21 protein-coding genes and 1 pseudogene are annotated in these 26,409 nt (G+C 49.2%); 1 reads left to right on the forward strand and 21 read right to left on the reverse strand.

Going from position 1 to position 26,409, the window contains the following annotated elements:
- Positions 1–40: 40 nt before the first annotated feature.
- The 3 genes and pseudogenes from ilvN to ilvD all read right to left on the reverse strand — a co-directional run.
- Positions 41–286, reverse strand: a pseudogene (ilvN, locus tag A1sIA79_RS04465) (acetolactate synthase small subunit); the annotation flags it as partial.
- Positions 286–2,049: an acetolactate synthase large subunit gene (locus A1sIA79_RS04470; protein WP_095675021.1), complete on the reverse strand. Its 1,764-nt coding sequence runs from the start codon at positions 2,047–2,049 to the stop codon at positions 286–288. The pseudogene ilvN and the gene A1sIA79_RS04470, both read right to left, overlap by 1 nt.
- 229 nt (positions 2,050–2,278) lie before the next feature.
- Positions 2,279–3,952, reverse strand: coding sequence for a dihydroxy-acid dehydratase (ilvD, locus tag A1sIA79_RS04475; RefSeq protein WP_095675022.1), 1,674 nt, complete (start codon positions 3,950–3,952; stop codon positions 2,279–2,281).
- Between the two features lie 67 nt (positions 3,953–4,019).
- On the opposite strand from ilvD, the gene A1sIA79_RS04480 reads away from it, so the two are divergent.
- Positions 4,020–5,483 carry an MFS transporter gene (locus A1sIA79_RS04480; protein WP_095675023.1) on the forward strand — a complete coding sequence of 488 codons (1,464 nt, stop codon included), beginning with the start codon at positions 4,020–4,022 and terminating at the stop codon, positions 5,481–5,483.
- Positions 5,484–5,490: 7 nt separating this feature from the next.
- Here A1sIA79_RS04480 and gatB read toward each other — a convergent pair whose 3' ends face one another.
- The 18 genes from gatB to A1sIA79_RS04570 all read right to left on the reverse strand — a co-directional run bounded on the left by gatB (position 5,491) and on the right by A1sIA79_RS04570 (position 26,404).
- Complete coding sequence (gatB, locus tag A1sIA79_RS04485; protein ID WP_095675024.1) at positions 5,491–6,996, reverse strand: Asp-tRNA(Asn)/Glu-tRNA(Gln) amidotransferase subunit GatB; 1,506 nt, start codon at positions 6,994–6,996, stop codon at positions 5,491–5,493.
- A complete protein-coding gene (gene gatA, locus A1sIA79_RS04490) occupies positions 6,996–8,492 on the reverse strand; it encodes an Asp-tRNA(Asn)/Glu-tRNA(Gln) amidotransferase subunit GatA (protein ID WP_095675025.1) in 1,497 nt (498 codons plus the stop codon). Before gatA ends, gatB begins: the two co-directional genes overlap by 1 nt.
- On the reverse strand, positions 8,489–8,788 hold the full coding sequence (gene gatC, locus A1sIA79_RS04495; RefSeq protein WP_095675026.1) for an Asp-tRNA(Asn)/Glu-tRNA(Gln) amidotransferase subunit GatC: 300 nt from the start codon (positions 8,786–8,788) through the stop codon (positions 8,489–8,491). The genes gatA and gatC overlap by 4 nt, the downstream gene beginning before the upstream one ends.
- A 26-nt stretch (positions 8,789–8,814) precedes the next feature.
- Positions 8,815–10,083 carry a glutamate-5-semialdehyde dehydrogenase gene (locus tag A1sIA79_RS04500; protein WP_095675027.1) on the reverse strand — a complete coding sequence of 423 codons (1,269 nt, stop codon included), beginning with the start codon at positions 10,081–10,083 and terminating at the stop codon, positions 8,815–8,817.
- Positions 10,080–11,195, reverse strand: a complete 1,116-nt coding sequence (proB, locus tag A1sIA79_RS04505) for a glutamate 5-kinase (RefSeq protein ID WP_095675028.1) — start codon at positions 11,193–11,195, stop codon at positions 10,080–10,082. Before proB ends, A1sIA79_RS04500 begins: the two co-directional genes overlap by 4 nt.
- Positions 11,192–12,706 carry a GTPase ObgE gene (gene obgE / locus A1sIA79_RS04510; protein ID WP_095675029.1) on the reverse strand — a complete coding sequence of 505 codons (1,515 nt, stop codon included), beginning with the start codon at positions 12,704–12,706 and terminating at the stop codon, positions 11,192–11,194. Before obgE ends, proB begins: the two co-directional genes overlap by 4 nt.
- Before the next feature lie 98 nt (positions 12,707–12,804).
- Entirely contained in the window at positions 12,805–13,059 is a 255-nt protein-coding gene (gene rpmA, locus A1sIA79_RS04515; RefSeq protein WP_017954955.1) for a 50S ribosomal protein L27, read from the reverse strand.
- Between the two features lie 19 nt (positions 13,060–13,078).
- On the reverse strand, positions 13,079–13,393 hold the full coding sequence (gene rplU / locus A1sIA79_RS04520) for a 50S ribosomal protein L21 (protein WP_095675030.1): 315 nt from the start codon (positions 13,391–13,393) through the stop codon (positions 13,079–13,081).
- A gap of 134 nt (positions 13,394–13,527) precedes the next feature.
- A complete protein-coding gene (locus tag A1sIA79_RS04525) occupies positions 13,528–15,696 on the reverse strand; it encodes an Rne/Rng family ribonuclease (protein WP_095675031.1) in 2,169 nt (722 codons plus the stop codon).
- 202 nt (positions 15,697–15,898) lie between these two features.
- Complete coding sequence (gene rodA, locus A1sIA79_RS04530; protein ID WP_095675032.1) at positions 15,899–17,059, reverse strand: rod shape-determining protein RodA; 1,161 nt, start codon at positions 17,057–17,059, stop codon at positions 15,899–15,901.
- The gene (mrdA, locus tag A1sIA79_RS04535; RefSeq protein WP_095675033.1) at positions 17,056–19,191 is read right to left on the reverse strand and encodes a penicillin-binding protein 2; all 2,136 of its coding nucleotides are present in this window, start codon (positions 19,189–19,191) and stop codon (positions 17,056–17,058) included. Before mrdA ends, rodA begins: the two co-directional genes overlap by 4 nt.
- A complete protein-coding gene (gene mreD / locus A1sIA79_RS04540) occupies positions 19,188–19,760 on the reverse strand; it encodes a rod shape-determining protein MreD (RefSeq protein ID WP_223298325.1) in 573 nt (190 codons plus the stop codon). The genes mrdA and mreD overlap by 4 nt, the downstream gene beginning before the upstream one ends.
- Positions 19,717–20,652, reverse strand: a complete 936-nt coding sequence (gene mreC, locus A1sIA79_RS04545; protein WP_095675035.1) for a rod shape-determining protein MreC — start codon at positions 20,650–20,652, stop codon at positions 19,717–19,719. The genes mreD and mreC overlap by 44 nt, the downstream gene beginning before the upstream one ends.
- A 10-nt stretch (positions 20,653–20,662) precedes the next feature.
- Complete coding sequence (locus A1sIA79_RS04550; protein ID WP_095675036.1) at positions 20,663–21,694, reverse strand: rod shape-determining protein; 1,032 nt, start codon at positions 21,692–21,694, stop codon at positions 20,663–20,665.
- Positions 21,695–22,117, reverse strand: a complete 423-nt coding sequence (gene ndk / locus A1sIA79_RS04555) for a nucleoside-diphosphate kinase (RefSeq protein ID WP_095675037.1) — start codon at positions 22,115–22,117, stop codon at positions 21,695–21,697.
- Between the two features lie 13 nt (positions 22,118–22,130).
- A complete protein-coding gene (locus A1sIA79_RS04560) occupies positions 22,131–22,466 on the reverse strand; it encodes a DUF4233 domain-containing protein (protein ID WP_095675038.1) in 336 nt (111 codons plus the stop codon).
- On the reverse strand, positions 22,466–23,824 hold the full coding sequence (locus A1sIA79_RS04565; protein ID WP_095675039.1) for a bifunctional folylpolyglutamate synthase/dihydrofolate synthase: 1,359 nt from the start codon (positions 23,822–23,824) through the stop codon (positions 22,466–22,468). Before A1sIA79_RS04565 ends, A1sIA79_RS04560 begins: the two co-directional genes overlap by 1 nt.
- On the reverse strand, positions 23,825–26,404 hold the full coding sequence (locus tag A1sIA79_RS04570; protein ID WP_095675040.1) for a valine--tRNA ligase: 2,580 nt from the start codon (positions 26,402–26,404) through the stop codon (positions 23,825–23,827).
- Positions 26,405–26,409 lie beyond the last annotated feature (5 nt).

The following is a 26,409-nucleotide window of genomic DNA, read 5'->3' on the forward strand; positions in this document are numbered from 1 at the left end:
CGGGTTGGGTACTTATTACTTCAGATTTACTGCCGGTCAAGACTTCCTTAATTGAAATCACGCTAATTAACTTATCGAGCTGGGCGATGACCTGCTCAAGTGAGTGACCTTCCACCCCAACGACGATAACCATCTTGGAAATTGTTGGGTCTTGGGTTGGACCCACATTGAGCGAATCAATATTGAAGGCACGACGTGAGAATAGTCCAGCCACGCGAGCCAAAACTCCAGGGGAGTTTTCAACCAGAACTTCGAGCGTGTGTTGGCGACGGGAGGCTGTAGTCATTAGAGCTCCTGTGAATCCCAGTCGGGGGCGGTAGCCCGAGCAATCATGATCTCGTCATTTGATGTGCCAGCGGCAACCATCGGCCAGACCATGGCATCACGGTGCACGCGGAAATCGACGACAACTGGTTGATCATTAATTGACATAGCTTTTTCAATTGTCTTATCAAGATCTTCTGGGCGTTCGCAGGCAAGTCCCACACAACCCATGGATTCGGCAAGCATTGGAAAGTTGGGAACGCGCTTTGAATCAAGTGATGTATTTGAGTAACGACTGTCATAGAACAGGGTCTGCCACTGGCGGACCATGCCGAGTGATTCATTGTTGATGATGGCAACTTTGATTGGAATGTTATTTAGCGCGCACGTTACTAACTCTTGATTAGTCATTTGAAAACACCCGTCGCCATCGATAGCCCAGACAGTTGTATCAGGTGCTGCAACTTTTGCACCCATGGCAGCAGGAACGCCATAGCCCATAGTTCCGGCGCCACCTGAGTTAAGCCAGGTGCGTGGATGTTCGTAAGAAATAAATTGCGATGCCCACATCTGATGCTGACCAACACCGGCGGTGAAAATGGTGTCGGTACCAGAAATCTGTCCAAGGCGTTGGATAACCAGTTGTGGTGAAAGTGAACCATCATCTGGAATATCAAAGCCCAATGGATAAGTTGATTTAAGTGAATTCATCTGACGTAGCCAGGCGGTGAGATCGGGCTTGTTCTTAGCAAGTGCTGCCTTCAACGCCGGAACAAGCGCCGCCATTGTCTCTCTGATGTCACCCACAACGGCAACATCAGCATGACGGTTCTTACCAATTTCAGCAGGGTCGATATCAGCATGGAGGATTTTGGCGTTTGGCGCAAAGGTGGAGAGCTTGCCAGTGACACGATCATCAAAGCGAGCACCTAATGTAATAAGCAGGTCAGCCTTTTGTAGCGCAGTAACAGCCGCAACTGTTCCATGCATTCCAGGCATTCCCATATGCAACGGATGTGAATCTGGAAAAGCACCGCGCGCCATCAAAGTTGTCACAACAGGTGCACCAAGAAGTTCCACAAGTGCGCGAAGTTCAGCAGCTGCATTTGCCTTGATTACTCCGCCTCCCACATAGAAGACTGGCTTAGAAGATTGTGCAATCAGCGCTGCCGCATCGGTGATTGCCTGCGCGTTCGGTGTTGTCTGCGGCTTATAGCCAGCTAGATTAATTGAGGTTGGCCAATTAAAAGTTGTCATCTTCTGCAGCGCATCTTTTGCAATATCGACAAGAACTGGGCCCGGACGACCTGTTGTTGCAATGTGGAAGGCTTCGGCGATAGCTCCAGCAATTTCGGCAGGATCAGTAACTAAATAATTATGTTTAGTAAATGGCATTGTGATGCCACGGATATCTGCCTCTTGAAAAGCATCAGTTCCGATTGCCGCAGATGGCACCTGACCGGTGATTGCAACAAGTGGCACTGAGTCCATGGAAGCATCCATTAATGGCGTTACCAGGTTTGTCGCACCTGGTCCTGATGTTGCAATACAAACACCAGCGCGACCAGAAACTTGGGCGTATCCAGTTGCAGCATGGCCCGCGCCTTGCTCGTGGCGCACAAGAATGTGGCGAATTGTTGAATCATAAATTGGATCGTAAGCAGGAAGAATGGCGCCACCAGGAAGTCCGAACATCACTTCAACGCCAGCAGCTTCCAAGCTCTTCACAAGAGCGGTAGCTCCAGTCATCGCGGTGCCGTTTGCTGTTGGAACATGTGTGGCCATCTTCGTACTCCTTTCCCTAATCTCATCGTGCGCAATCTTGCTAAATGAAAAAACCCTCAGATATCTGAGGGCGCGTGTGACGTGAAGGCACGCGCTATCGAATCACCACCACTGACAGAACTGACGAACGTGTTGATTGCATGCGCTTATTATCCAACGCAGGTGCCGTGTGAGTCAAGAGGTGAGATGCAGGTCTCAATTTATGAGACAGCCATTGGCCGGGCATCAGTTAATCGCAGACCGCGCCCTTAGATGCTGACCCAACAAGCTTTGAATACTTAGCGAGAACGCCACGGGTGTACTTATGAGGCAGTGGTTTCCACCCCACTTTGCGCGCTTCCAGTTCTGCCGCATCTACCAATAAATCTAGTTTTCGAGTAGCGATATCAATACGAATCAGATCGCCATCTTTAATAAATGCAATCGGTCCACCATCAACTGCTTCCGGTGCAATGTGTCCCACACATAGTCCGGTGGAACCGCCCGAGAATCGACCGTCGGTAAGCAAGAGTGTTTTCTTACCAAGACCAGCACCTTTGATTGCGCCGGTAATCATCAACATCTCGCGCATGCCCGGTCCACCCTTAGGACCTTCATAACGGATCACAACTACATCACCTTCTTTAATCGTTCCGTTTTCAAGAGCATCCATCGCCAACTGTTCGCGTTCAAATACCCGAGCAGGACCTTCGAATTTTTCAACCCCAATCCCGGCTGTCTTACTGACCGCACCTTCTGGAGCAAGTGAGCCATCAAGAATTGTGATTCCCACATCTGTCGAAAGTGGCTTATCAATACCACGCAATACTTCACCGTCAGCCAGTGGCGGCTTGATATCAGCTAAATTCTCAGCCATGGTCTTGCCGGTAACAGTTAGACAATCTCCATGTAGATAACCAGCATCGAGTAAGACGCGCAAGACAACGGGAATTCCGCCCACACGGTCAATATCGGTCATGACAAACTTTCCAAATGGCTTGAGATCTCCAATAAGTGGAACCTTGGAACCAATGCGATGGAAATCTTCCAGTGTGAGGTCAACTTCAGCCTCGTGGGCGATTGCAAGCAAGTGCAATACAGCATTGGTTGAGCCACCCAGTGCCATCAAGATTGTGATGGCATTTTCAAAAGCTTTCTTGGTCAAGATATCGCGAGTAGTAATTCCTTTAGCAATCAAATTCACTACTGCAGCGCCAGATTGCTCGGCAAATGCATCGCGACGACGATCTACCGCAGGAGGGGCCGCAGATCCTGGAAGTGCAAGGCCAATTGCTTCAGCGATACTTGCCATGGTGTTGGCGGTAAACATTCCACCACAAGCTCCCTCACCAGGACAGATGGCCTTTTCAATTTGGTCTACCCGATCTTGGGTAATTAATCCACGAGCACAGGCACCTACTGCTTCAAAGGCATCGATAATCGTGACATCTTTTCCATCAACCTGACCAGGAAGAGTGGAACCGGCATAAACAAAGACTGATGCCACATCTAGGCGAGCAGCAGCCATCATCATGCCAGGAAGTGATTTATCGCAACCAGCAAATGTCACCATTCCATCAAGGCGCTCTGCCTGCATCACAGTTTCTACTGAATCAGCGATTACCTCGCGTGAAACGAGTGAGAAGTGCATGCCTTCGTGACCCATGGAGATTCCATCTGAAACTGAAATAGTTCCAAACTGCATTGGGAATCCACCAGCATCGATGATTCCTTTACGAGAAGCTTTAGCAAGGCGATCTAATGAAAGATTACATGGGGTGATTTCATTCCAGGAAGATGCGATACCGATCTGAGGTTTCACCCAATCTTCATCACCCATTCCAACAGCACGTAACATTCCACGCGCTGGGGCGCGCTCTAATCCATCAGTGACAAGTCCGGAGCGAGGTTTCATCTTTGACATGAGAGAATTCTACCCTTATCAACTCGATTTGAGACAAGCCTAAAAACAATTAAAAGGAGACACTCCTGTGTCAAAGCAAGAAACCGATACGACCCTTGACCCAACCAGATGGCGCACGCTTTTCGTCGTAGCCATATCCCAATTGATGTTGATTCTCGATAGCTCAATTATGAATATTGCGATTCCAAGCGCCAAGGTTGACTTGGGAATCTCTGATGCCAATCAGCAGTGGATTATCACCGCATACACATTGGCATTTGGTTCACTGCTGCTTCTGGGAGGTCGCATAGGTGACTTCATGGGACGTAAGAAGATCTTCATTATCGGACTCCTTGGATTTGCCGGTGCATCAGCACTCGGCGGTATTGCCTCAACGCAAGGATTGCTCTTTGCATCCCGCGCTTTACAAGGTGTCTTCGGCGCCCTGCTTGCACCGGCCGCTCTTGCAATCATCTCTGTGACATTTACCGTTCCAAAAGAGCGGGCAAAAGCATTTGGTGTCTTTGGCGCGATCTCTGGCGGCGGCGCAGCTATTGGACTTATCGTCGGCGGCGTTCTTACTGAATACACATCATGGCGTTGGTGCCTTGGCGTCAATACTCCAATCGCTATCCTCGCAGCCATCTTGGCAGCCAAGTTTGTGCATGAATCAAAAGCTGCTGGCGATAAGAAATATGACATTCCTGGCGTTGTGACAGCAACGGCCGGCCTCTTCGCACTCACTTACGGATTTAATGAAGCAGCTCGTGAAGGCTGGACTGATTCCCTCACGCTCACATTTTTTGCCGCCGCAGTTGTACTGCTTGTGGCCTTTGTCGTTATTGAATCAAAGGTGGCAAGTCCGCTGATGCCTCTTCGCGTTATTACCGAGCGCAACCGTGGTGGTTCATACCTTGGTTCACTTATTGTGGGAGCCGGGCTATTTTCAATGTTCCTATTCCTGGGTCTCTACCTACAAGTGATTCTTGGATACACACCACTTCATTCTGGCTTTGCATTCTTGCCATTCTCTGTTGGCATCATCATCTTCGCTGGAGTTGCTTCCCAACTACTACCGAAGATTGGACCAAAGCCGCTCATGGTGCCAGGGCTTATCTTCGCTGGAATTGGGCTTTTGATGCTCACCCGCATCACACCTGAAACTGGCTATGTCACACATGTTCTTCCATCACTTCTCATCATGAGCTCAGGTATGGCACTGGTGTTTATCCCGCTGACATCAACTTCACTCCATGGCGTATCTGGTCGTGACACCGGTGTTGCAAGTGCCATGGTGAACACCTCTCAGCAGATTGGTGGATCACTGGGAGTTGCGCTACTTAATACCATTGCGGCAACTGCAACGACTGCCTATGCAGCAACACATACTGAACTTGGAAAGATGGTTCAACCATTTGCTGTGACGCATGGATTCACCAGTGCATTTAAAGTCAGTGCCGCGCTCTTATTTGCGGGCGCGATTGTGCTCTTCTTCTTTATCAATATTGGAAAAGAATCACTCGTTGAAACTGAAGGCGCAGGCGCGCACTAACTAGTTACTAGCCTTGACCTAAGTGGCCAAGTAGGAGCTCGCGAACTCGCGCCGCATCTGCTTGGCCCTTTGTCTCTTTCATGACTGCGCCAATCAAGGCGCCAGCTGCAGGTAAGTGTCCCCCGCGTACCTTCTCGGCAGTCTCTGCTTGTTCGGCGCAGACTTTCTCAATGGCTGCCATGAGCGCACCATCATCGTTAACAACTTTAATTCCGCGCTTGGCCACAACTTGCGCTGGTTTTCCTTCGCCAGCAATAACGCCCTCAACTACTTGACGGGCAAGTTTGTCGGTGAGTTCACCTGCGGCCACCAGTGCGATAAGTTCGGCAACATCTGCTGGAGTAATGGCCAGTTCAGTTACTGCAATGTTTTGATCATTTGCAATACGCGAGATTTCACCAAGCCACCACGTGCGCGCCTTGGTGGGATCTGCGCCGAGTAATACTGTCGCTTCCACAATATCTAAAACATCAGCATTAATCATTGCCTGCATCTCTTTATCAGGCACGTTCCACTCTTCTTTGATGCGCTTGCGACGTAGTGATGGGCGTTCTGGCAAGGTTGCACGAAGCTCTTCAATCCAGGTGGCAGCCGGTGTGACTGGAAGTAAATCTGGATCTGGGAAGTATCGGTAATCCTCTGCTTGCTCTTTCGAGCGGCCAGAACGTGTCAGGCCAGTATCTTCTTGGAAGTGACGAGTCTCTTGCTTAACTTTCTTGCCTTCATTGAGTAGCTCTGCGTGACGAATCATTTCACCACGGATGGCACGCTCGACCGAGCGAAGTGAGTTCACGTTCTTTGTCTCAGATCTGGTTCCTAAAACATCAGAGCCAATTGGTTTGAGTGAAACGTTGGCATCACATCGCAGTGAGCCTTGCTCCATCTTCACATCAGATACTTTCAGACCGCGCAGGATGTCGCGGAGTTCTGCCACATAAGCCTTTGCCACCTCTGGTGCGTACTTACCTGTGCCGGGAACAATCTTGGTAACAATTTCAACTAGTGGAATTCCGGCTCGGTTGTAATCAAGTAGTGAGTAATCAGCGCCATGAATACGACCGGTAGCACCTCCAACGTGGAGTGACTTTCCAGTGTCTTCTTCCATATGTACGCGTTCAACTTCAATTCGGAATTGCTTCGGACCTTCATCAGTATCGATTTCAACATCGACATAGCCATCAAAGCAGATCGGTTCGTCATACTGGGAAATCTGAAAGTTCTTCGGCATATCTGGATAGAAGTAATTCTTGCGCGCAAAGCGACTATATGGCGCGATTTTGCAGTTCAGTGCCAGGCCAATCAGAATCGTTGACTCAATTGCTTTCTCGTTCACCACCGGCAGTGCGCCAGGAAGGGCTAAACAGACCGGACATGTTTGGGTATTTGGCTCTGCGCCAAACTCTGTGGCACAAGAACAGAACATCTTGCTATGAGTATTGAGTTCAACGTGAACCTCAAGACCCAGTACTGGATCCCATTTAGCAACTACTTCGTCATATGTTGGAAGCGCCATTATTTGCCCCCTGCCAACACTGGTGCCTGGGAAAGAATCGGTGCGCCCCACTTTGAAAGTAGCGCTGCTTCCAGTGCTGCCCCTGCTTGATAGAGACGTTGATCTTGCATGGCAGGTGCCATGATTTGAAAACCAACTGGCAAATTATCTTCTTCAGCTAAACCTGCCGGCAGTGACATGCCACAGATTCCGGCAAGGTTAACCGGAATGGTTGCCACATCACCTAAATACATAGCCATCGGATCATCAACTTTTTCCCCAATTTTATAAGCAGTTGTGGGAGCTGTTGGCGAGACTAGAACATCGGCTTTGGTAAATGCCTTTGCGTAATCTTGAATGATTAAGGTGCGAATCTTCTGCGCACTGCCGTAGTAAGCATCGTAATAACCAGAAGAGAGTGCATATGTTCCAAGAATGATGCGACGCTTTACTTCGCGGCCAAAACCAGCATCGCGAGTAGCGCTCATGACAGCTTCGGCCGATGCACCAGCTGCATCTCCTGTGCGAAGTCCGTAGCGCATCGCATCAAAGCGTGCCAAGTTCGAAGAGCACTCAGAAGGCGCGATTAAGTAATAGGCAGCAAGTGCGTATTCAAAGTTTGGACAATCTACTTCCACAATTTCAGCACCAAGAGAAGCTAAAACCTGTAATGATTCATCAAAACGTGTTTGAACTCCCTTCTGATATCCAGCACCTTGTAGCTGCTTGATCACACCAATCTTCATACCTTTAACATCACCGCTCTTTGCCGCAGCAACAACTGCTGGTACGGGTGCATTAATACTTGTTGCATCTTTTGGATCATGTCCTGCCATTACTTCATGGAGAAGCGCCGTGTCTAATACGGTGCGACCAAAGGGCCCTGCTTGATCAAGGCTTGATGAGTATGCAATCAAACCAAAGCGAGAGACTGCGCCATATGTGGGGCGAACTCCGACAAGTCCGGTAAGAGCTGCCGGTTGGCGAATAGATCCACCAGTATCTGAACCCACTGCAAGAGGTGCTTGAAAGGCAGAGACGGCAGCAGCTGATCCACCGGATGAACCACCGGGTGTGCGAGTTAAATCCCACGGATTAAATGTCGGGCCATAGCCAGAGTTTTCAGTCGATGAACCCATCGCAAACTCATCCATATTTGTCTTACCTAATATCACTAAGCCCGCATCTTTAAGTTTGCTCACAACTGTTGAGTCATAGGGCGGGCGCCAGCCTTGCAAAATCTTTGAGCCAGCAGTTGTAGGAACTCCGCGTTGTGCCAACACGTCTTTGAGCGCTAATGGAATTCCGGCAAGAGGTGAAAGCTTTTCGCCACTCTTACGTTTTTCATCTACCGTCTTTGCTTGGGCAAGTGCGCCTTCGGCATCAACATGTAAAAATGCTTTCACTTGACCATCAACGGCCGCAATCTGATCGAGGTGCGCCTTGGTTAATTCAACAGCAGTAGTTGATCCATCTGCCAAAGCAGCGGCCATCTGGGTTGCGTTCTGGCGAATCATTCTGCCTCACCAAGAATTTGTGGAACGCGAAAACGTTGCTCCTCTTGTGCCGGAGCACCAGAGAGCGCATCTGTTGGCGAAAGACTTGGGAGCACAACATCTGGACGTGCAATATTTTCAAGAAGTTGCGGATGCGATGTTGCTTTCACACCTGTCAGGTCTACCTCTTGCACTCGAGCAACGGCATCGAGAATCATTCCAAATTGGGAAGCAAGGCTTACTAGCTCTTCCTCTGTCATTTCAATTCGGGCAAGGCCTGCAAGTTTTGCGACATCATCGCGGGAGAGGCTGCTCATGTGCTGGAGTCTATAAAAGGTTTGGTTTAAGAGCGAATCTGGCCAGTGCCGGTAACAATCCAGGTAGTAGTTGTCATCGCCTCTAACCCCATTGGACCGCGTGCATGCAACTTCTGATTTGAAATGCCAATCTCTGCACCAAATCCCATTTGTTCGCCATCGGTAAATCGGGTTGAGGTATTGACCATCACCGCAGCGCAATCAGAGAGGGCGATAAACCGAGCGGCGGCGGCTTTATCTTCAGTGACAATAGCTTCAGTGTGGTTAGTTCCGTATTGCGCAATGTGATCAGCTGCAGCATCTACTGAATCTACGACTCCCACATTCATCTCCAGAACTCCGTACTCAGTCGACCAGTTCTCATCCGTTGCAATAGTTGCTGCAATGTTGAACTTCTCGGCCACCTTCTGAGCAGTGGCATCAGTATGCAAAATGACACCAGCATCGCTAAGAGCTTTCAGCGCCATTGGCAAGAATGTTGGAGCGATTGCCTTATGCACCAGCAAGGTCTCTGCTGCATTGCAGACACTTGGCCTGTGTGTCTTTGAGTTAATAAGAATTGGAAGCGCCTTTTGAATATCTGCAAATTCATCAATATAGACGTGACACACGCCAGCGCCAGTTTCAATTGTTGGCACCGTTGATTCATCTACGACCATACGAATCAGAGCAGCGCTGCCGCGAGGGATGACAAGGTCTACTTTCCCACGAGCTGTGAGCAAGGCTTTAGTAGTTGCCCGATCTTCTGATGGAACAAGTTGAATGACTTCAGGTGAAATCTTTGTCGTGCGCAAAGCATCGCGCATGACGTTGACCAAGATTTCATTGCTATTACGCGCTGTTGATGAACCACGCAAGAGCGCAGCATTTCCTGACATCAGCAAGATAACTGCAGCATCGACAGTGACATTTGGACGTGCCTCATAGACCATGCCGATAACACCGAACGGAACCGATACTTGTTGTAGATGAAGGCCGTTAGGAAGCGTACTTTCACGAAGCGTAATTCCTAGTGGATCTGCAAGGGCTGCCACTTGGCGCGCTCCCCCAGCAATACCTTTAATGCGTTCTGCGGTAAGTAAGAGCCGATCCTGCATCTGCGGATGCATCTGCTCTTTGCGTGCATTCTGCATATCAATTTCATTTGCCGCCAAGATTTCGGCGCTCCGCGATTCAATTGCCTGCGCAATAACTTCAAGTGCCGACTTTCGCTCGGCGCCTGTGGCTGTAGACAAAGTGCGCGCAGCGATACGGGCTTTCTTTGCCAGCTCAGCAATGATTGCTTCGGCGCTCATAGGAGTACTAAATCATCTCTATGCACAAGCTCGCGCTCGTATTCCGCGCCCAGTGATGCCGCAAGTTCCTTTGTTGAACGCCCTAGCATTTGTGGAATTTCAGATGAATCAAATGCAACGAGACCACGTGCAATAACTTTGCCAGCTTCAGAAGCAAGCTCAACGGTGTCACCCGAAATGAACTCTCCTTCAACAGCTGTGACACCAGCTGGAAGTAAGGACACTCCTCTTTCAAGAATTGCCTTCACTGCTCCGGCATCCAGAATAAGGCGGCCTTGCGGAGTGGAAGCATGCGCTAGCCAAAGTAAACGTGAGGTCGCCTTCGAACTCTGCGGGGCAAAGAAGGTTCCATAATCTTCACCCGCGATTGCATGGCCGCAATGAGCAAGTGATGTAAGGAGCATCGCAATTCCAGCGCTCGTTGCAATACGCGCTGCCTCTACCTTTGTCACCATTCCGCCACTGCCCACACCGGCAGAGCCTGCTCCACCTAAGACAATGGTTTCAATATCTGACATTGTGGCGACATATCGAATTGGTTGTGCACCACTCTGTGTTGGTGGTGCGTCATAGAGCGCATCAATATCTGAGACCAGAATGAGTAAATCAGCATGGATAAGCAGTGCAACAAGTGCTGCGAGCCGATCGTTGTCACCAAATCTAATTTCCTGGGTTCCAACGGTGTCATTTTCATTGACAATCGGAATCACACCCAGTGAGAGCAATTTAGTGAGCGTTTGCTGCGCATTTTGATAGTGCGAGCGGCGCACAATATCTTCAGTGGTCAGCAGAACCTGGGAAGAGATAACACCATGGGCAGAAAACTTCTCGTGGTACTGGGCAATAAGTAAACCTTGTCCGACCGAGGCCGCCGCTTGTTGGGTAGCTAAATCCTTTGGCCGCACCTTTAAGCCCAATGGCGCCAACCCGGCAGCAATCGCACCAGATGAAACAAGGAGTACATCGGCGCCGCGCTTTTTAAGTGAGTAAGCAAAGTCAACAATCTTGGCGACAGCGTGTGGATCTAACTCTGACCCAGCAGCACCGGTGAGAGATGACGAGCCGATTTTGATGACGATGCGCTTAGCGCTGGTTAAAGCCTCGCGGTTCACTTGTCATGACTTTCTTCTTCGCTCTCTTCTAGTTGAGCTAATGATAACTTTATTTCAGGATTTGTTGGCTCTTCCACGTTATATTCCCATTGACGGGCAATTTCGTCATCTGAAAGTTTATCTACCTCAGGCTCAACTGCGCCCCATGCACCTTCAAGACGTGAATCTTCACCGCGGCGATGTAAGAAGCCAGCAAGTTGCTCAGCGCCGGCTTCAATAGTTGGCTCCCATTCAAAGACAACTTCGTTATCACCAGAACCAATGCGCACTTCAGAACCGGCAACTGCGCCCTTCTTAAAGAGTTCTTTTTCTACACCTAACTGCGCCAGGCGATCTGCGAGATAACCAATAGCTTCGGCATTCTTAAAGTTTGTCTGGCGCACCCAACGAACTACTTTCTGTCCGCGCACGCTAAAGGATCCATCACCATTGAGTTGAACAGAGAACCCGGAATCATCGACTGCAACGGGGCGCAAGATGATGCGAGTGCGTTCTTCTTTTGCAGCCTCTGCTCGCTCTCGTTGCACAAGTCGAGCCATGGCATACATAAGTTCAGGTAAACCTTCCCGGCTTGCTGCAGATACTGGATAAACCTCGTAACCTTTTTCTTTCAGCTGCTCCTGCACCATATCGGCCATCGCTTTGCCATCAGGTAAATCAATTTTATTGAGTGCGACAATACGAACGCGATCTTCCAGGCCGCCATAGAGTGCGAGCTCATTTTCAATTGCATCTAAATCATCAACCGGGTTGCGATCTGTCTCCAGAGTGCCGCAATCAAGAACGTGTACAAGTGCGACGCAGCGCTCTACGTGGCGCAAGAATTGAAGTCCAAGGCCTTTTCCTTGTGATGCACCTGGAATAAGTCCTGGAACATCTGCCACGGTAAAGCGGGTATCACCAGCTTGGACAACACCAAGATTTGGCACAAGAGTAGTAAATGGATAGTCGGCAATCTTTGGTCGCGCAGCAGAAACGGCGGCGATGAGAGAGGATTTACCGGCGCTAGGAAAACCAACGAGTGCGATATCAGCAACTGATTTAAGTTCGAGTGTGAGTCTGCGTTCTTCACCTGGCTCACCAAGAAGTGCAAACCCTGGTGCGCGGCGCTTAGAAGAAGAGAGAGCTAAGTTTCCTAATCCGCCGTGGCCTCCACGTGCAGCAAGAAATGTTGTGCCGATACCAACGAGATCTGCAATTTGTGTCCCATTTTCATCATAGACAACTGTGCCATTAGGAACAGCCATGATGAGATCTTCACCTGATACTCCATCTTTACGATCACCGAAACCTTGGTGACCTGATGTTGCTTTGCGATGTGGTGAGTGGTGGAAATCAAGCAGGGTTGTCACAGATGAATCAACAACCAAAATGATGTCTCCCCCGCGTCCGCCATTACCACCATCTGGCCCACCGAGTGGCTTGAATTTTTCACGCTTAACAGAGACGCAGCCGTCGCCGCCTTTTCCGGCAGTGGCAAAGAGAGTGACGCTATCGATAAATGTTGCCATCTGACCTCACCTGCCCTTCCAGTTATCTGTTGAAATATTTGTTAAATAAAAAAGCGGACCGCGATAAATGCGGCCCGCTCTTTGTAGAGAAACCTTAATTAAACTGCAGGGACTACATTCACTACGCGACGACCGCGAGCGCGACCGAATTCAACTGCACCAGCTGCAAGAGCAAATAGTGTGTCGTCTTTACCGCGTCCTACGTTCTTGCCTGGGTGGAAGTGTGTTCCACGCTGACGAACGAGAATCTCACCTGCATTAACTTCTTGACCGCCGAAACGCTTAATACCGAGGTACTGTGGGTTTGAATCGCGACCGTTACGAGTTGAGGAAACACCCTTTTTACTTGCCATTTATTTGCTCCCTTAACCCTTACTTAGCACCGCTGATTGCGGTGATCTTTACGCGAGTGTGCTGTGCACGAAAACCTTGACGACGGCGATGACCTGTCTTGTTCTTGTAACGAAGGATGTCGATTTTTGGACCCTTTACTTCGTCAATCACTTCGCCAGTGACCTTGATGCTTGAGAGAACCTTTGGGTCTGTTGTGACACTTGCGCCATCAACGACCAGCAGAGCTGGGAAAGAAACTGATGAACCAGCAGCAGCGTCGATGCGATCAACGGTGATGGTCTCGCCAACAGTTACCTTCTCCTGGCGTCCGCCAGCTTTAACGATTGCGTACATGCTCATTGCCTCAGTTCTTCGTGTAATAGTTTCAAGCTTGATTCACGCATAGAGCGCGTTCAGGCAGACGCTAAGGGTACGGATTTCATACCCCATGGGTCAAATTGACCCCTAAATTCACTTCATTTATGAGGCTAGGCGGTGATGACCCCGGAGCTAGCGGCCCTGCGGCGGCGCTTTCCCTTGGGGGTAACGACTGCTTCAGCTTCTTCTGCTGGACTCTCATCATTTAACGTTTCATGAAATTCATGATCCGTTGCTGAATCTTCTTCAACATCTGGATGATGTGATGACTGTGAATTCACTTGTGGCATCGGTGCCTTCATCTTCACTGGATCCATATGTACATGAATTCCACGTCCATTACATGAATCACATGTGGTTGAGAAGGCTTCAATCAGACCTTGTCCCACACGCTTACGAGTCATTTGAACCAGACCTAGTGAGGTTACTTCAGCAACTTGATGCTTGGTGCGATCGCGACCCAGTGATTCAACGAGGCGACGAAGCACGGCATCACGATTTGATTCAAGAACCATATCGATGAAGTCGATAACAACAATTCCACCTAAGTCACGAAGACGAAGTTGACGGGCAATCTCCTCTGCCGCTTCTAAGTTGTTCTTAGTCACTGTCTCTTCCAGGTTTCCACCCTTACCAATGAACTTACCTGTGTTCACATCAATAACAACCATTGCTTCGGTGCGATCGATAACAAGTGAACCACCTGACGGCAGATAGACCTTGCGATCAAAGGCCTTAGCTAACTGCTCCTCGACGCGGTAATCAGCAAATAGATCTCCGCTGCCTGAATACTTTTCAATCTTGGCCACAAGTTCTGGAGCGATGGAGCCTAGGTAGGAAGTGATTTCATCCCATGCTTCATTGCCCTGAATGATCAGCTTGCGGAAATCTTCATTGAAGATATCGCGGATAACGCGCACGGCAAGATCTGGCTCTGAGAGCAGAAGCGCCGGTGCATGGAAGTTTGGATTTTCTGACTTCTGGAAAATATCTTCCCATTGCGCTTTCAGTCTTTCCACATCTGCGGTGAGTTCAACTTCAGAGACACCTTCTGCAGCTGTGCGCACAATGACGCCGGCAGTATCAGGGATTAAATTCTTAAGAATCCCTTTAAGGCGAGTGCGCTCTGATTCTGGAAGACGCTTTGAGATTCCGCTCATGCCACCGCCAGGAACATAGACAACATATCGTCCTGGAAGTGAGATTTGGCTAGTTAGGCGTGCACCCTTTTGACCAATCGGATCTTTTGTTACCTGAACAAGAACAGGTTGACCTGTCTTTAAGACCATTTCAATCTTGCGAGGTTCAGATTCAGAAATTCCGGCTGCATCCCAATTAACTTCACCAGCATAGAGAACGGCATTGCGTCCCTTACCGATATCAACGAAGGCTGCTTCCATCGATGGCAGCACGTTCTGCACGCGACCGAGATAGACGTTACCCACATAGGAGACGTTGGCATTTCTATTGACATAGTGCTCAACCATCACATTATCTTCAATAACAGCAATCTGGATACGATCTCCGATTTGGCGAACCACCATCTCGCGATCAACATTTTCACGACGAGCTAAGAATTCGCCATCAGTAATAATGGTTCCACGGCGGCGATATGGCTCGCGGTATTCACGAGACTCACTGCGCCCACGATCGCGATCACGGCGATTACGTGTTCCACGCTCTGTGCGCTCACGTGCTGGTCGCTCTGATTTTTCACGAACTTCGCGAACTTTAACGATAGTGACAACACCATCTTCATCAATGACTTCACCTGGTGTGATGCCTTCACCCGTTGCACGACGGCGACGGCGACGGCGATGCGTGCCACCTTCAGCCGAACCATCCTCGGAATCGCCAGATTCATCATCTGTGCCTTCTTCAGAATCTAAATCATCCGTTGTTTGACCATCAACTTGTGGCTTGCGACGACCGCGGCCACCGCGACGGCGACGGCGATTGCGTCCGGTGCGGGAATCTGAATCTTCAGAGTCGGCATCCGTTGCCACTGGTTCAGCACTCTCTTTTGCCGGTGCTTGCTTCTTGGCAGCTTTAGTTGCGCGCTTAGGAGCAACAGCGTCGATCGGCGCAGCTTGAAAGACAGGAACTGGGATCGCGGCAGCTTTCTTACGCGATTTAGGAGCAGCCTCTGTCTCAGATGCTGCACTTTCTGCTCCATCTGCAGTTATATCAACTGTGGGAACGCCTAATGATTTCTTACTTGATTTCTTACTTGATTTCTTAACCGCACGTTTGCGCGGTGATTTTGGCTCGATAGCCATGGCACCAAATCCTTTAGTGCGTACCTGCTTTTTCAATTAGCGATACGCAATCTCGTGGCCCAAAATGTTGCCATCTTGAGCAAAACTCATTTTTTAATCTTTTGTGTAGTCCGCCGCAGGCGCGATAAAGATCGCTGGCCGCGCTGAACTGTTGGACCAATTATGACAGATAAGTTGGTAGAAAACCTATTTTGAGCGTGAATCAGCCGCGCTGGCGGGCGTGAACATTCTGTAATAGCCCGATTCCGATGAGATTGGCAAACATGCTTGAGCCACCATACGACAGGAAGGGCAGTGGAACTCCGGTCATGGGCATCAAGCCCAATGTCATACCAATATTTTCAAATATCTGAAAAGCAAACCAGGCAATAACTCCGGTACAGACCAGTGTCCCGTAGGGGTCCGTCGATCGTCTAGCAATTCCAAATGCTCGCATGAGAATAGTGAGTAGCAGCAGAATTATCACTGAGCAGCCAACAAAGCCGAGTTCTTCACCGGCCACGGTAAAGATGAAGTCTGTCTGTTGCTCTGGCACAAATCGTCCATTTGTTTGTGGACCATTAAATAAACCAGTGCCGATCAGCCCACCAGAGCCAACCGTGATGCGCGCTTGGCGTAATTGGTAGCCAGCGCCCTGCGTGTCAGCGTTTGGGTTAACAAAGGATTGCAATCGCTTTACTTGGTAATCGTTAATAATTCCAGTCTTCGTTGCAACAAATCCACCAATGACTGCCAGCAATATCAGACCGACAATCCACTTCATGGGAGCACCTGAGACGGCCAGGATTGTGACAACTGATGCGCTAATAATGAAGACCGTCCCCATATCTGGCTGCCGCAAAATAAGCAGGATCGGAAGGGCGGCAACTGCGAGTGCTTTGAGAATATCGTTTGTGCTTGGTTCATCTGAGTTATGTGTGCGCTCAGATAACAACATGGAAATTCCAATAATGATTGAGATCTTGGCAATCTCAGCCGGTTGAATCTGAAAACCTGCCGGAAGACGGATCCACGCTTTAGCTCCATTAATTTCACTGCCCACTCCTGGAATAAGGACAAGAATTAAACCGAGTACACCAAAGCCCCAGATAAATGGGGTGTAAGCGCGAAGCAGGCGGTAATCAATGATTGTTGTCCCCCAGGCAAGTGCCAAACCAATAACGATGTTAATGACATGTCGCTTGAGGTAGTACTCGGGATCAAGGCCGTTAGCTGAATACCAATCACGGGTTGCGGCATATACCAAGAGCGTTCCGATGATGAGTAGTCCACCGACTGCAGCGCTGAGAATTGGGTCAAAGCCGGAAAAGAAGGAGTGGCTTCGCGTGCGGCGATAACGGCTGCGATTAAGGAATGTACTCATGGCTTGGTCACCGCAATCTCCTTCTTCGCTTTTTCTGGGTTCAATATAGATGCAGCCGGTTTCTTGGCCGGTGAGATACGAGGCAACTTAATCGGTGGTTTTCCTTTAGGAAATAACGCTAGTTCAGGTTTAACAATATTGCCTTGTACGCCGAAGAGAGTCTCATAAATTTCTCGCACACCCACACCTGATGTACTGGCTCCAAAACCACCTTGGCTGACCATCATGACAACTGCGTAGCGTGGTTTCTTCGCTGGTGCAAAAGAGGCATACCAAGAGGTATCAGCTTTCTGTGTTCCATTTGAGTTCCTACCAAATACTTGCGCAGTTCCAGTCTTACCTGCTGTTGGCACTGGAAAACGTGAAAAGATTCCGGCCGAGGTTCCAGACAGGGTGACCTCTTGGAGTGCATCATGCAAGAAAGCGATGGTTTGCGAATCGGCTGAGATGTCGCCCAACTCTATTGGTTCAAATGTTTGGATTACCTCTCCTTGCTGACTCACCACAGCTTTGGCGATGGTGGGTTGCCAGATTGTTCCGCCGTTAGCTATCGCTGCATACATTTGAGCTAACTTAATGGGTGTAATCACAGTATCGCCTTGACCGATAGAGAAGTTCACCGCATCACCACCACGGATTTTATCTCCGTCTACGCAATTTTCTTGCGCTAGCTGAAGCAGAAATGGCGTTTGCTGCGCCTTTGTTGCGCGATCTCTGTAGTTACAGTAAAAAGCTTTATTCTGTTCATACCAAGTCTTCTTATACTCGCGGTCAGCAAGTCTTCCAGCTGATTCAGAAGGTAGATCTACACCTGTTCTTACCCCCACCTGAAAGCCCTTGGCAGCGTTAAAGAAGTGGTCATTCGGGTTTGATTTAGGCCGTAAACCACCATCTCGCACCCACTCATCGTATGCAATTTGATACCAGATAGTGTCACACGAAATTGCGATTGCCTTCTTCATCGAAATCGTTCCTTGGGCCTTACTTTCGAAGTTTTGAAAAGCACGAGTTCCCACTTGCACTTCCGATGGACACGAATAACTCTTATTCAAGTCATATCCCGCAGCTTTTGATGCTACTACCGAAACTGCTTTAAAGGTAGAGGCCGGAGCATAGAGTCCCTGTAGCGCCCGGTTCAGTGCTGGTACACCATTGTCTTCGCTATAAAGCGCCTGTGCTTCTTTGATTGTCAGTCCACGTTCAAAGGCATTGGGATCAAAAGATGGATAAGAAGCTAGCGCAAGAACTTGACCGTTTCGAACATCAAGAACGACTGCGGCTCCACCATCTGCTCGATATCCCATCGAACGTGCACGCTTTACTGCTCCCTCCAGCGCTTTTTCACTGGCAGCTTGAAGTCTGACATCTAAACTTGTCACCAAGTGATTGCCGGCAATCGGCTTCGTATCCTGACTCGTATTCGTCACCGCTTCTTTGCGGTCAACGATAAAAGTTTTTATTCCAGGAACACCACGTAGATATTCATCGTATTCGATTTCAAGCCCGGTCTTACCAATAAATTCAGAACGGAAGTAGGTGCGCCCATTAGCACCAGCAAGATCTGCCTCTGTCAGTGGCCCGACATAACCCAGCACATGACTACCGGTGACACCCAGTGTTTGCGGGTAACTTCTAATGGCAACAGGTGTGGCAGAAATTCCAGGATAACGATCTGATCTTTCAACAATGCGCAACGCAAGTGCTGGATCAGCAGATTTGGTAATAGGGATAGGTTGGAAACGTGAACCTGTCCAGCAACCAGCACGCACTCCCTTGGGTAACTCACCGCAGAGGCGCGTGCGCTGCCACACATCAGAGTATTGAAGTCCTAACAACTTAACGAGCTTTCGTAGCACTGCTACGCCCTCATCAGGCAACTTATCAATCACGGTGCGATCAACAGTAATAGCGAGGGCAACCTTGCTCAGCGCCAGCGGAACGCCGGAAGAATCAACTATAAATCCACGGTTTGCCGGAGTTGCAACATCGCGGCTTTGAATACTCAATGCGGCATCGCGATAGGTCGGACCTGCTGCAACTTGAAGATAAAAGAGACGGCCAAGGAGTGCGACCATGAGAGAGACAAAAAATATTTGAATCACTAACAAACTTAAGCGTGAGCGTTGGTTCATAGGAGTGATCTAGTTCCAAAGACATTTGCATGTATGTAGGCAAGAATTTTAAGTACTAGCGGTGAGACTATTGCAGTCCAAAATGCTGATCCCGCCAGTAGAAATGCGATGTGAGAAATACTTCCTAACTCTTGTCCGAGTAGAAACCCCAATAGTAAGAAAACAAATTGACTAGCCACGACTCCGACAGTGGTAATCAGAACGATGTTGATGGGATTAGAACGAATGTTGTCATCGCCATAACCTAAAAATGCAACACCATATCCGGCCAAAATCAGAACAAGAGTCCAGTGACCCATTGGGCCAGGCGAACTTTGCGAGAGATCCATCAGGATGCCGGCACCGAAACCGGTAAGAGCGCCAATTTCTGGCGTGCTTAGCGTTGCCCAGATAAGAGTAGCGATGAGCAGGAGTGAGAAACCGCCAAGAGGCAATCTGAGTTGAGTAATAAAAGCTTCTTGCAATACATAGATAAAGAGAAAGATTGGGATAGAAAGAAGATATCTACGGATTGTCATAGTTCCATCATGGCTCTGTGCTGGTAGATGATGATGGAGAAGGTGTTGCATAAATAGTCACTGTGGGAAGTGGAGTGGGGACAGGTTTGGGCGGTACCAATGCATCTCGAGGATCAGATTCCGGCTTTGCGGTCACAACTGCCACAACTCCGAGTGTGGAGAAGTTGGCATAGAACCTTACTTCGGCAGTTTGGGTGACAGCGCCCGGTGAGTTATCAACCGAAGTCACCTCGCCTATCGGTACTCCTGGAACAAAGGGGCGTCCGCTATCACTTCCACGAGCAAGGAGTGCATCCCCCGCCTTCACAGTCGTGGTGTTATCTAGTAATTGCAAAACACCGGTGCGAGAGCCTTGGCCGCTTAAGATTCCGATTTGTTCTGACTTTGCAATACGTGCACCAATTCTAAATGCTGGATCTGATGCAAGTTGAACGAGAGAGCTATCTGGATAGGCAATCTTCACAACTCCAACCAGACCATAGCCAGAGATCACCGTCATGTTGCTACGAATTCCTGAACTTGTGCCGGCATCAATAGTAATTGTCTGTGTAAATGATGTAGTGGGGCCTTGTGAAATAACTTTTGCATTAACAACTTTATATCCACCACCACCAGCAAGATTAAGAATGCTCTTTAATTGCTTCAATTGGGCATCGGCGGTTTTTCGATTAAGCAGAGTGTTACGCAGCGTCTCATTTTCAGCCTTGAGTTTCTCAATTTGGTTGCGGGTGCGCCCCAAGTGAGTGACATCAGATGCAAAATTACGAAATGGAGTTAGCGCCCAAGAGCCAAATTTTTGCACCGGAGTGAGAGCGGTCTGGGTCCCTGTGCGCACGCCACCAATTACTGATACGCCACGTAGATCCAAAGTAATCAGGAAGAGTGAAGTAACAATTAATACGATGATGAGTAAGCGACCGCGGTTGTCGCCGCCGTAGCGCACAGTTAACTACCTATCGACGAGGCTCGGAGATCAAAACCTTTTCAAGGGCTTCAAACTCTTCAATGCATTTTCCGGAGCCTTCAACGACTGCATCCAGCGGACGGTCTGCAATATGAATTGGCATTCCAGTCTCTTTGCGAAGTCGCTCATCGAGTCCCTTAAGAAGTGCGCCGCCACCTGTCAGAACGATGCCGCGATCCATGAGATCTGAGGAAAGCTCTGGTGGGCACTTATCAAGAGTTGCCTTTACTGCGTTAATGATTTGATTGACCGGCTCTTCTAGTGCTTTGCGAATTTCAGCAGCTGTAACGACGATGGTCTTGGGAAGTCCGGTTGCCAGGTCGCGACCGCGAATTTCAGCATCATTTTCACCCTGAAGTGGGTATGCCGAACCGATAGCCATCTTGATCTCTTCGGCGGTGCGCTCACCCAAAAGTAGTGAGTATTCGCGCTTGGTCCAGTTAATAATCGATTGATCAAGCTCATCGCCGCCAATACGAATTGATAGCGCGGTGACGATTCCGCCCAGTGAAATCACGGCAACTTCAGTAGTTCCACCGCCTATATCTACCACCATATTTCCGGTTGGTTCGTGGATGGGAAGACCAGCACCGATTGCAGCAGCCATCGGCTCTTCAATAATGTAAACCTTACGAGCACCTGCGGCATAGCCAGCATCTTTAACAGCGCGCTGTTCAACGCCAGTAATTCCTGAAGGAACACAGACCACTATACGTGGCTTAGCAAGATAACTACGACGATGCACTTTTTGAATAAAGTAACGGAGCATGCGCTCGGTTGTGTCGAAGTCTGCAATCACACCATCTTTAAGTGGACGAATGGCAACGATGTTGCCAGGTGTGCGACCAATCATCTTCTTAGCTTCAAGTCCAACAGCTAAAATTCCGCCAGTATCTTGGTTAACAGCAACAACTGAAGGCTCATTAAGAACGATGCCACGACCTCGAACATAAACAAGGGTGTTTGCAGTTCCTAGGTCAACGGCCATATCGCGGCCTATGAATGACATTCTGTTAGACATTTATTTCCCCTCAAAGAAGATAGCTATTTCACGTGCAGCTGATTCGGGTGAATCAGAGCCGTGAACAATATTTTGCACAACCTTAGTTCCTTGATCGCGAGCAAGATCTCCACGGATCGTTCCGGGCGCTGCCACTGTTGGATCTGTAACACCTGCCAATGATCTAAAACCCTCAATGACGCGATTTCCCTGCGCAACGATGGCAACGATGGGACCTGACATCATGAACTCAACGAGTGGTTCAAAAAATGGTTTGCCTTGATGTTCGGCGTAATGCTTTTCAAGAAGTGCTCGATCTGCTTGCAACATCCGCATCGCTGCAATGGTGTATCCCTTAGCTTCAATCCGAGCGATTACTTCGCCAACTAATCCACGCGCAACACCATCTGGCTTAACCAGGACGAGGGTTTTTTCTAGGCTCACAGGGGTCAGTCTATTAGGCGTCAGGAGTGCGTGTCGCCATCAGGGCAGCGCGAGCAGCCTCACCCTTGCGACCCACAATGATGGCAGCAATCCAGAGTCCCCCGAAAATCAGGCCCACGATAGCCATCGATGGCACCACCACGGCATAACCGATCATCAAGATTTGCAAGAGAGAGCCAAGAATCCACCCGGCTCGTTTCTTTAATAGCCCTGGGGTGAGAAGAAGAAGTATCGCAATAACTGCGCCAGCCACAATTGTCGATGCCTCGTGGTTATCTTTGGCAAGCAGCATGGCAAAACCCATGATGAAAAATTCCATTACCAATACTGCCGAACCTAGAACGCGCATTACTGATCTACCTTTGCAAATTTCTTTCTCAGAATTCTACGCGCATCCCCTGCTGTGACAACAGAGCCAGTAACCAAAATTCCAATGGTCTCATCACTGAGCGGCCGGATCGTATCCTTAATCGCCTTGTCCAGGGCGTCAGCTAACTTCTCGTGCGCAAAGACGCGATCATGTCCGAAGATTTCAATAGCCATCTTTTCTAGCTCATCAATATTGGTTGAGCGCACAGAACTATTGGTCGTCACGATGATGGAGTCCATTACCTGCTCAAGTTCCAGCAGAATCCCCCGAATATCTTTATCACCCATCGGCGCAACTACTCCAATAATCTCATCAAAGGTAAACTCACTTTGAATTGTCTCGGCAATCGCTGCAGCCCCATGCGGATTATGCGCCGCATCTAAAATGATGGTCGGATCTCGGTGGAGCACTTCACAGCGCCCAGGAGATGTCACAGCGGCAAATCCCGCGCGCACCGCCTCGATATCTAACTCTTGGTCGCCAAAGAATGCCTCCACTGCCACAAGTGCGGCCGCCGCATTTGATGCTTGGTGTTTGCCATGCAAAGGCAAAAAGATATCTTCATACGTATCTTGAGCCCCGCGAATAGTTAACAACTGCCCGCCGACTGCAACCGAACGTGACATCACCGCATATTCAATGCCTTCGCGCACAACATCTGCGCCCACCGATGCTGCTCGCTTGAGCAACTCTTTGGCAGCTTCCGGCTCTTGTTGGGCAAGAACAATAAAACCAGATTCTTTAATGATGCCCGCTTTCGTCTGCGCAATCTCGGCCAGCGTTTCACCCAAATACTCAGTGTGATCAAGGTCGATCGGCATCAAAACTGAAACATCTGCCAGGACCACATTGGTGGCATCCCACTCGCCTCCCATGCCTACTTCAATTACACCCACATCGATTGGATGCTCGGCAAAAGCAGCGAAAGCAAGGGCGGTGAGGGCTTCAAAGTATGAAATGGGATGTTCGAATTTCGAATCCATCATCTCAATGTATGCGGCAATATCGTTGTAAGAAAAGATCAGTGCTTGCGCATCTATTGGTTCACCGTTAATTGCAATTCGCTCCACAAAACTCTCCAGGTGCGGGCTAGTAAATCGCCCCGTGCGCAGCCCCATCTCAAAGAGAAGTGAATCAATCATGCGCGATGTGGTGGTCTTTCCGTTAGTGCCACCAATGTGAATTGTGGGATAGGTCAGTTGCGGAGACCCTAAAACATCGACAAGTGCCGCAATCCTCTCCAGGGATGGCTCAATCTGTGTTTCCGGCCAGCGAGTGAGCAGCGCTTTCTCGATTGTGTCGAGCAGCTCTTGGTCCTGCGGTGTTATTTCACTCATTTATTTGAGCGCTGCAAGCTGGGCTGTGATCCGCTCAATATCACTTGTTGTCACGGCAAGTCTTTCTTTAATTTCCTTCACCACATCTGCTGGGGCTTTCGCCATAAATCCTTCATTGTTTAATTTCACTTCCGCTGTCTTGAGATCTTTCTGAGCCGTGGCAAGGTCTTTGGTAAGGCGGGTGCGCTCTGCTGCTACATCTACCGTGCCAGAGAGATCGAGTTCAACTTTGATTGCGCCAATTTCAACGGAGGCACTTGGCGTGAATTCAGTAAGTTCTAACTTAAGTAAGAATGCCATCGCAGTTGCATAAGCAGACACATCAGCCGGTGCAATAAATCGACCCGGAATCTTCGCACTTGGTTTCACACCTTGGTCATTACGAAAGCGGCGAACTTCGGTAATGACTTTCTGAAGTTCGCCCACAAGTGTTTCTGCCTTCTTATTGATGTGGGCAGGATCTGCTACTGGCCATTGCGCAGTGACAAGAGTTTCACCGCCCGTAAATGTGGTCCACAGTTCTTCAGTAATAAATGGCATCACTGGGTGTAGCAAGCGGAAAAGTGTGTCCAGCACATGGCCGAGCACGCGCTGGGATGCAGCCGCGTTACCAGAAGCAAATGCTTCTTTAGAGAGCTCCAGATACCAGTCGCAGAGGTCATCCCAGGCAAAGTGATAAACAACTTCGCAGGCACGGGCGAACTCATAGCGTTCAAGTAAGCCGGTGTATTCAGCAGTTGTTTCACTTAAACGCGAAAGCACCCACTTATCGATCTCTGACAAGCTTTCCATCGCTGGCAACGGACCTTGAACAGTTGCCCCGTTCATCATCGCAAAGCGTGTTGCATTCCAGAGTTTGGTGGCAAAGTTACGAGAACCTGCAATCCAATCTTCGGCCAAAGCCTGATCTTTACCGGGATTTGATCCGCGGGCCAAGGTAAAGCGCAGCGCATCGGCCCCGTACTTATCAATAAATTCAAGTGGGTCGACCACATTGCCGCGAGATTTGGACATCTTTTTGCCATATTGATCGCGTACAAGTCCATGCAAAACAATGGTGTGGAAAGGTGGCACGCCATCCATAGCAAAGAGCCCAAACATCATCATGCGTGCTACCCAGAAGAATAAAATGTCATAACCAGTAACAAGAACACTCGTTGGATAGAACTTCTTCACATCTGCTGTGTTATTCGGCCAGCCGAGAGTTGAAAAAGGCCAGAGCGCGGATGAGAACCAAGTGTCTAGGACATCGGGATCTTGGGTATAACCAGCGGGCGCTTTTTCACCAGGACCAACTACAACTACTTCATCATTAGGTCCATACCAAACTGGAATTCGATGACCCCACCAGAGCTGGCGCGAGATACACCAATCATTTAAATTATCGACCCAATCAAAGTAACGAGGTGCCAGCTCTTCTGGTTCAATCCTTACTCGACCATCGCGGACGGCATCGCCTGCTGCCTGCGCAAGTGTTTCCACCTTTACAAACCACTGTTTTGAAAGACGCGGCTCCACTGTTGTTTCACAGCGTGAACAATGTCCAACTGCGTGAATGTAAGGACGCTTTTCGGCAACAATCCGTCCCAGCTCGCGCAGCTTTGCAACAACTGCCACACGCGCATCAAAGCGATCCATGCCATCGAATTCTGTGCCCGTGCCATCCATCACACCGTGCTCGTTCATGATGACAACAAAAGGAACATTGTGGCGAAGAGCCATTTCAAAGTCATTCGGGTCGTGGGCTGCAGTGACCTTAACCGCACCAGTACCAAAGTCAGGGTCAACTAATTCATCGGCGATGATGGGGATCATGCGATTAACCAATGGCAGCATCACTTCGGTGCCAATCAGGTGTTTGTAGCGAGGATCATCTGGGTGCACAGCCACTGCGCCATCGCCCATCATTGTTTCCGCGCGCGTAGTTGCAACAACAATGCTTTGCTCGCCATCGCCATAGCGAACTGAGACAAATTCGCCAGCATCATCTTGATGTTCAACTTCAATATCAGAAAGGGCTGTGAGGCAACGTGGGCACCAGTTAATGATGCGCTCTGCCCGATAAATCAGCCCTTGATCAAATAACTTCTTAAATATTGTTAAAACAGCCTGCGAAAGATTCTCATCCATTGTGAAAGCTTCGCGAGACCAATCCACGCTATCGCCAAGTCGCTTCATCTGTCCAAGAATTTGTCCGCCAGATTCAGCTTTCCACTCCCACACTTTCTTCACAAAATCTTCGCGACCTAAATCATGACGAGAAAGCCCCTTAGTCGCTAATTGTTTTTCCACAACATTCTGCGTTGCAATTCCGGCATGGTCCATTCCAGGAAGCCAGAGCGCTTCAAAACCTTGCATGCGCTTCATGCGAGTGAGGCAATCTTGCAGAGTTTGATCGAGTGCGTGGCCGATATGTAAATTGCCAGTGACATTCGGTGGTGGAATAACGATGGTAAATGGTTCTTTAGATGAGTTGGCATCGGCCGTGAAGTAGCCAGCGTCTAACCACTTTTTATAGAGCGGGCCTTCGATTTCACTCGGCGTAAATGCCGGTGCTAGCTCGCGCTTTTCTAAAGACATGGAGC

This window comes from Candidatus Planktophila versatilis (assembly GCF_002288105.1).
Lineage (GTDB): Bacteria > Actinomycetota > Actinomycetes > Nanopelagicales > Nanopelagicaceae > Planktophila > Planktophila versatilis.

What these genes read in the sequence shown, in the direction of transcription:
- mreD (WP_223298325.1), bottom strand. Translation starts at nt 19,760, where the DNA reads ATGCAACACCTTCTCCATCATCATCTACCAGCACAGAGCCATGATGGA.
- ilvD (WP_095675022.1), bottom strand. Translation starts at nt 3,952, where the DNA reads ATGTCAAAGATGAAACCTCGCTCCGGACTTGTCACTGATGGATTAGAG.
- mrdA (WP_095675033.1), bottom strand. Translation starts at nt 19,191, where the DNA reads ATGAACCAACGCTCACGCTTAAGTTTGTTAGTGATTCAAATATTTTTT.
- A1sIA79_RS04560 (WP_095675038.1), bottom strand. Translation starts at nt 22,466, where the DNA reads ATGCGCGTTCTAGGTTCGGCAGTATTGGTAATGGAATTTTTCATCATG.
- A1sIA79_RS04500 (WP_095675027.1), bottom strand. Translation starts at nt 10,083, where the DNA reads ATGAGCGCCGAAGCAATCATTGCTGAGCTGGCAAAGAAAGCCCGTATC.
- gatA (WP_095675025.1), bottom strand. Translation starts at nt 8,492, where the DNA reads ATGATTCGCCAGAACGCAACCCAGATGGCCGCTGCTTTGGCAGATGGA.
- A1sIA79_RS04525 (WP_095675031.1), bottom strand. Translation starts at nt 15,696, where the DNA reads ATGGCTATCGAGCCAAAATCACCGCGCAAACGTGCGGTTAAGAAATCA.
- A1sIA79_RS04470 (WP_095675021.1), bottom strand. Translation starts at nt 2,049, where the DNA reads ATGGCCACACATGTTCCAACAGCAAACGGCACCGCGATGACTGGAGCT.
- rpmA (WP_017954955.1), bottom strand. Translation starts at nt 13,059, where the DNA reads ATGGCAAGTAAAAAGGGTGTTTCCTCAACTCGTAACGGTCGCGATTCA.
- rplU (WP_095675030.1), bottom strand. Translation starts at nt 13,393, where the DNA reads ATGTACGCAATCGTTAAAGCTGGCGGACGCCAGGAGAAGGTAACTGTT.
- A1sIA79_RS04550 (WP_095675036.1), bottom strand. Translation starts at nt 21,694, where the DNA reads ATGTCTAACAGAATGTCATTCATAGGCCGCGATATGGCCGTTGACCTA.
- gatB (WP_095675024.1), bottom strand. Translation starts at nt 6,996, where the DNA reads ATGGCGCTTCCAACATATGACGAAGTAGTTGCTAAATGGGATCCAGTA.
- obgE (WP_095675029.1), bottom strand. Translation starts at nt 12,706, where the DNA reads ATGGCAACATTTATCGATAGCGTCACTCTCTTTGCCACTGCCGGAAAA.
- gatC (WP_095675026.1), bottom strand. Translation starts at nt 8,788, where the DNA reads ATGAGCAGCCTCTCCCGCGATGATGTCGCAAAACTTGCAGGCCTTGCC.
- A1sIA79_RS04565 (WP_095675039.1), bottom strand. Translation starts at nt 23,824, where the DNA reads ATGAGTGAAATAACACCGCAGGACCAAGAGCTGCTCGACACAATCGAG.
- A1sIA79_RS04570 (WP_095675040.1), bottom strand. Translation starts at nt 26,404, where the DNA reads ATGTCTTTAGAAAAGCGCGAGCTAGCACCGGCATTTACGCCGAGTGAA.
- rodA (WP_095675032.1), bottom strand. Translation starts at nt 17,059, where the DNA reads ATGAGTACATTCCTTAATCGCAGCCGTTATCGCCGCACGCGAAGCCAC.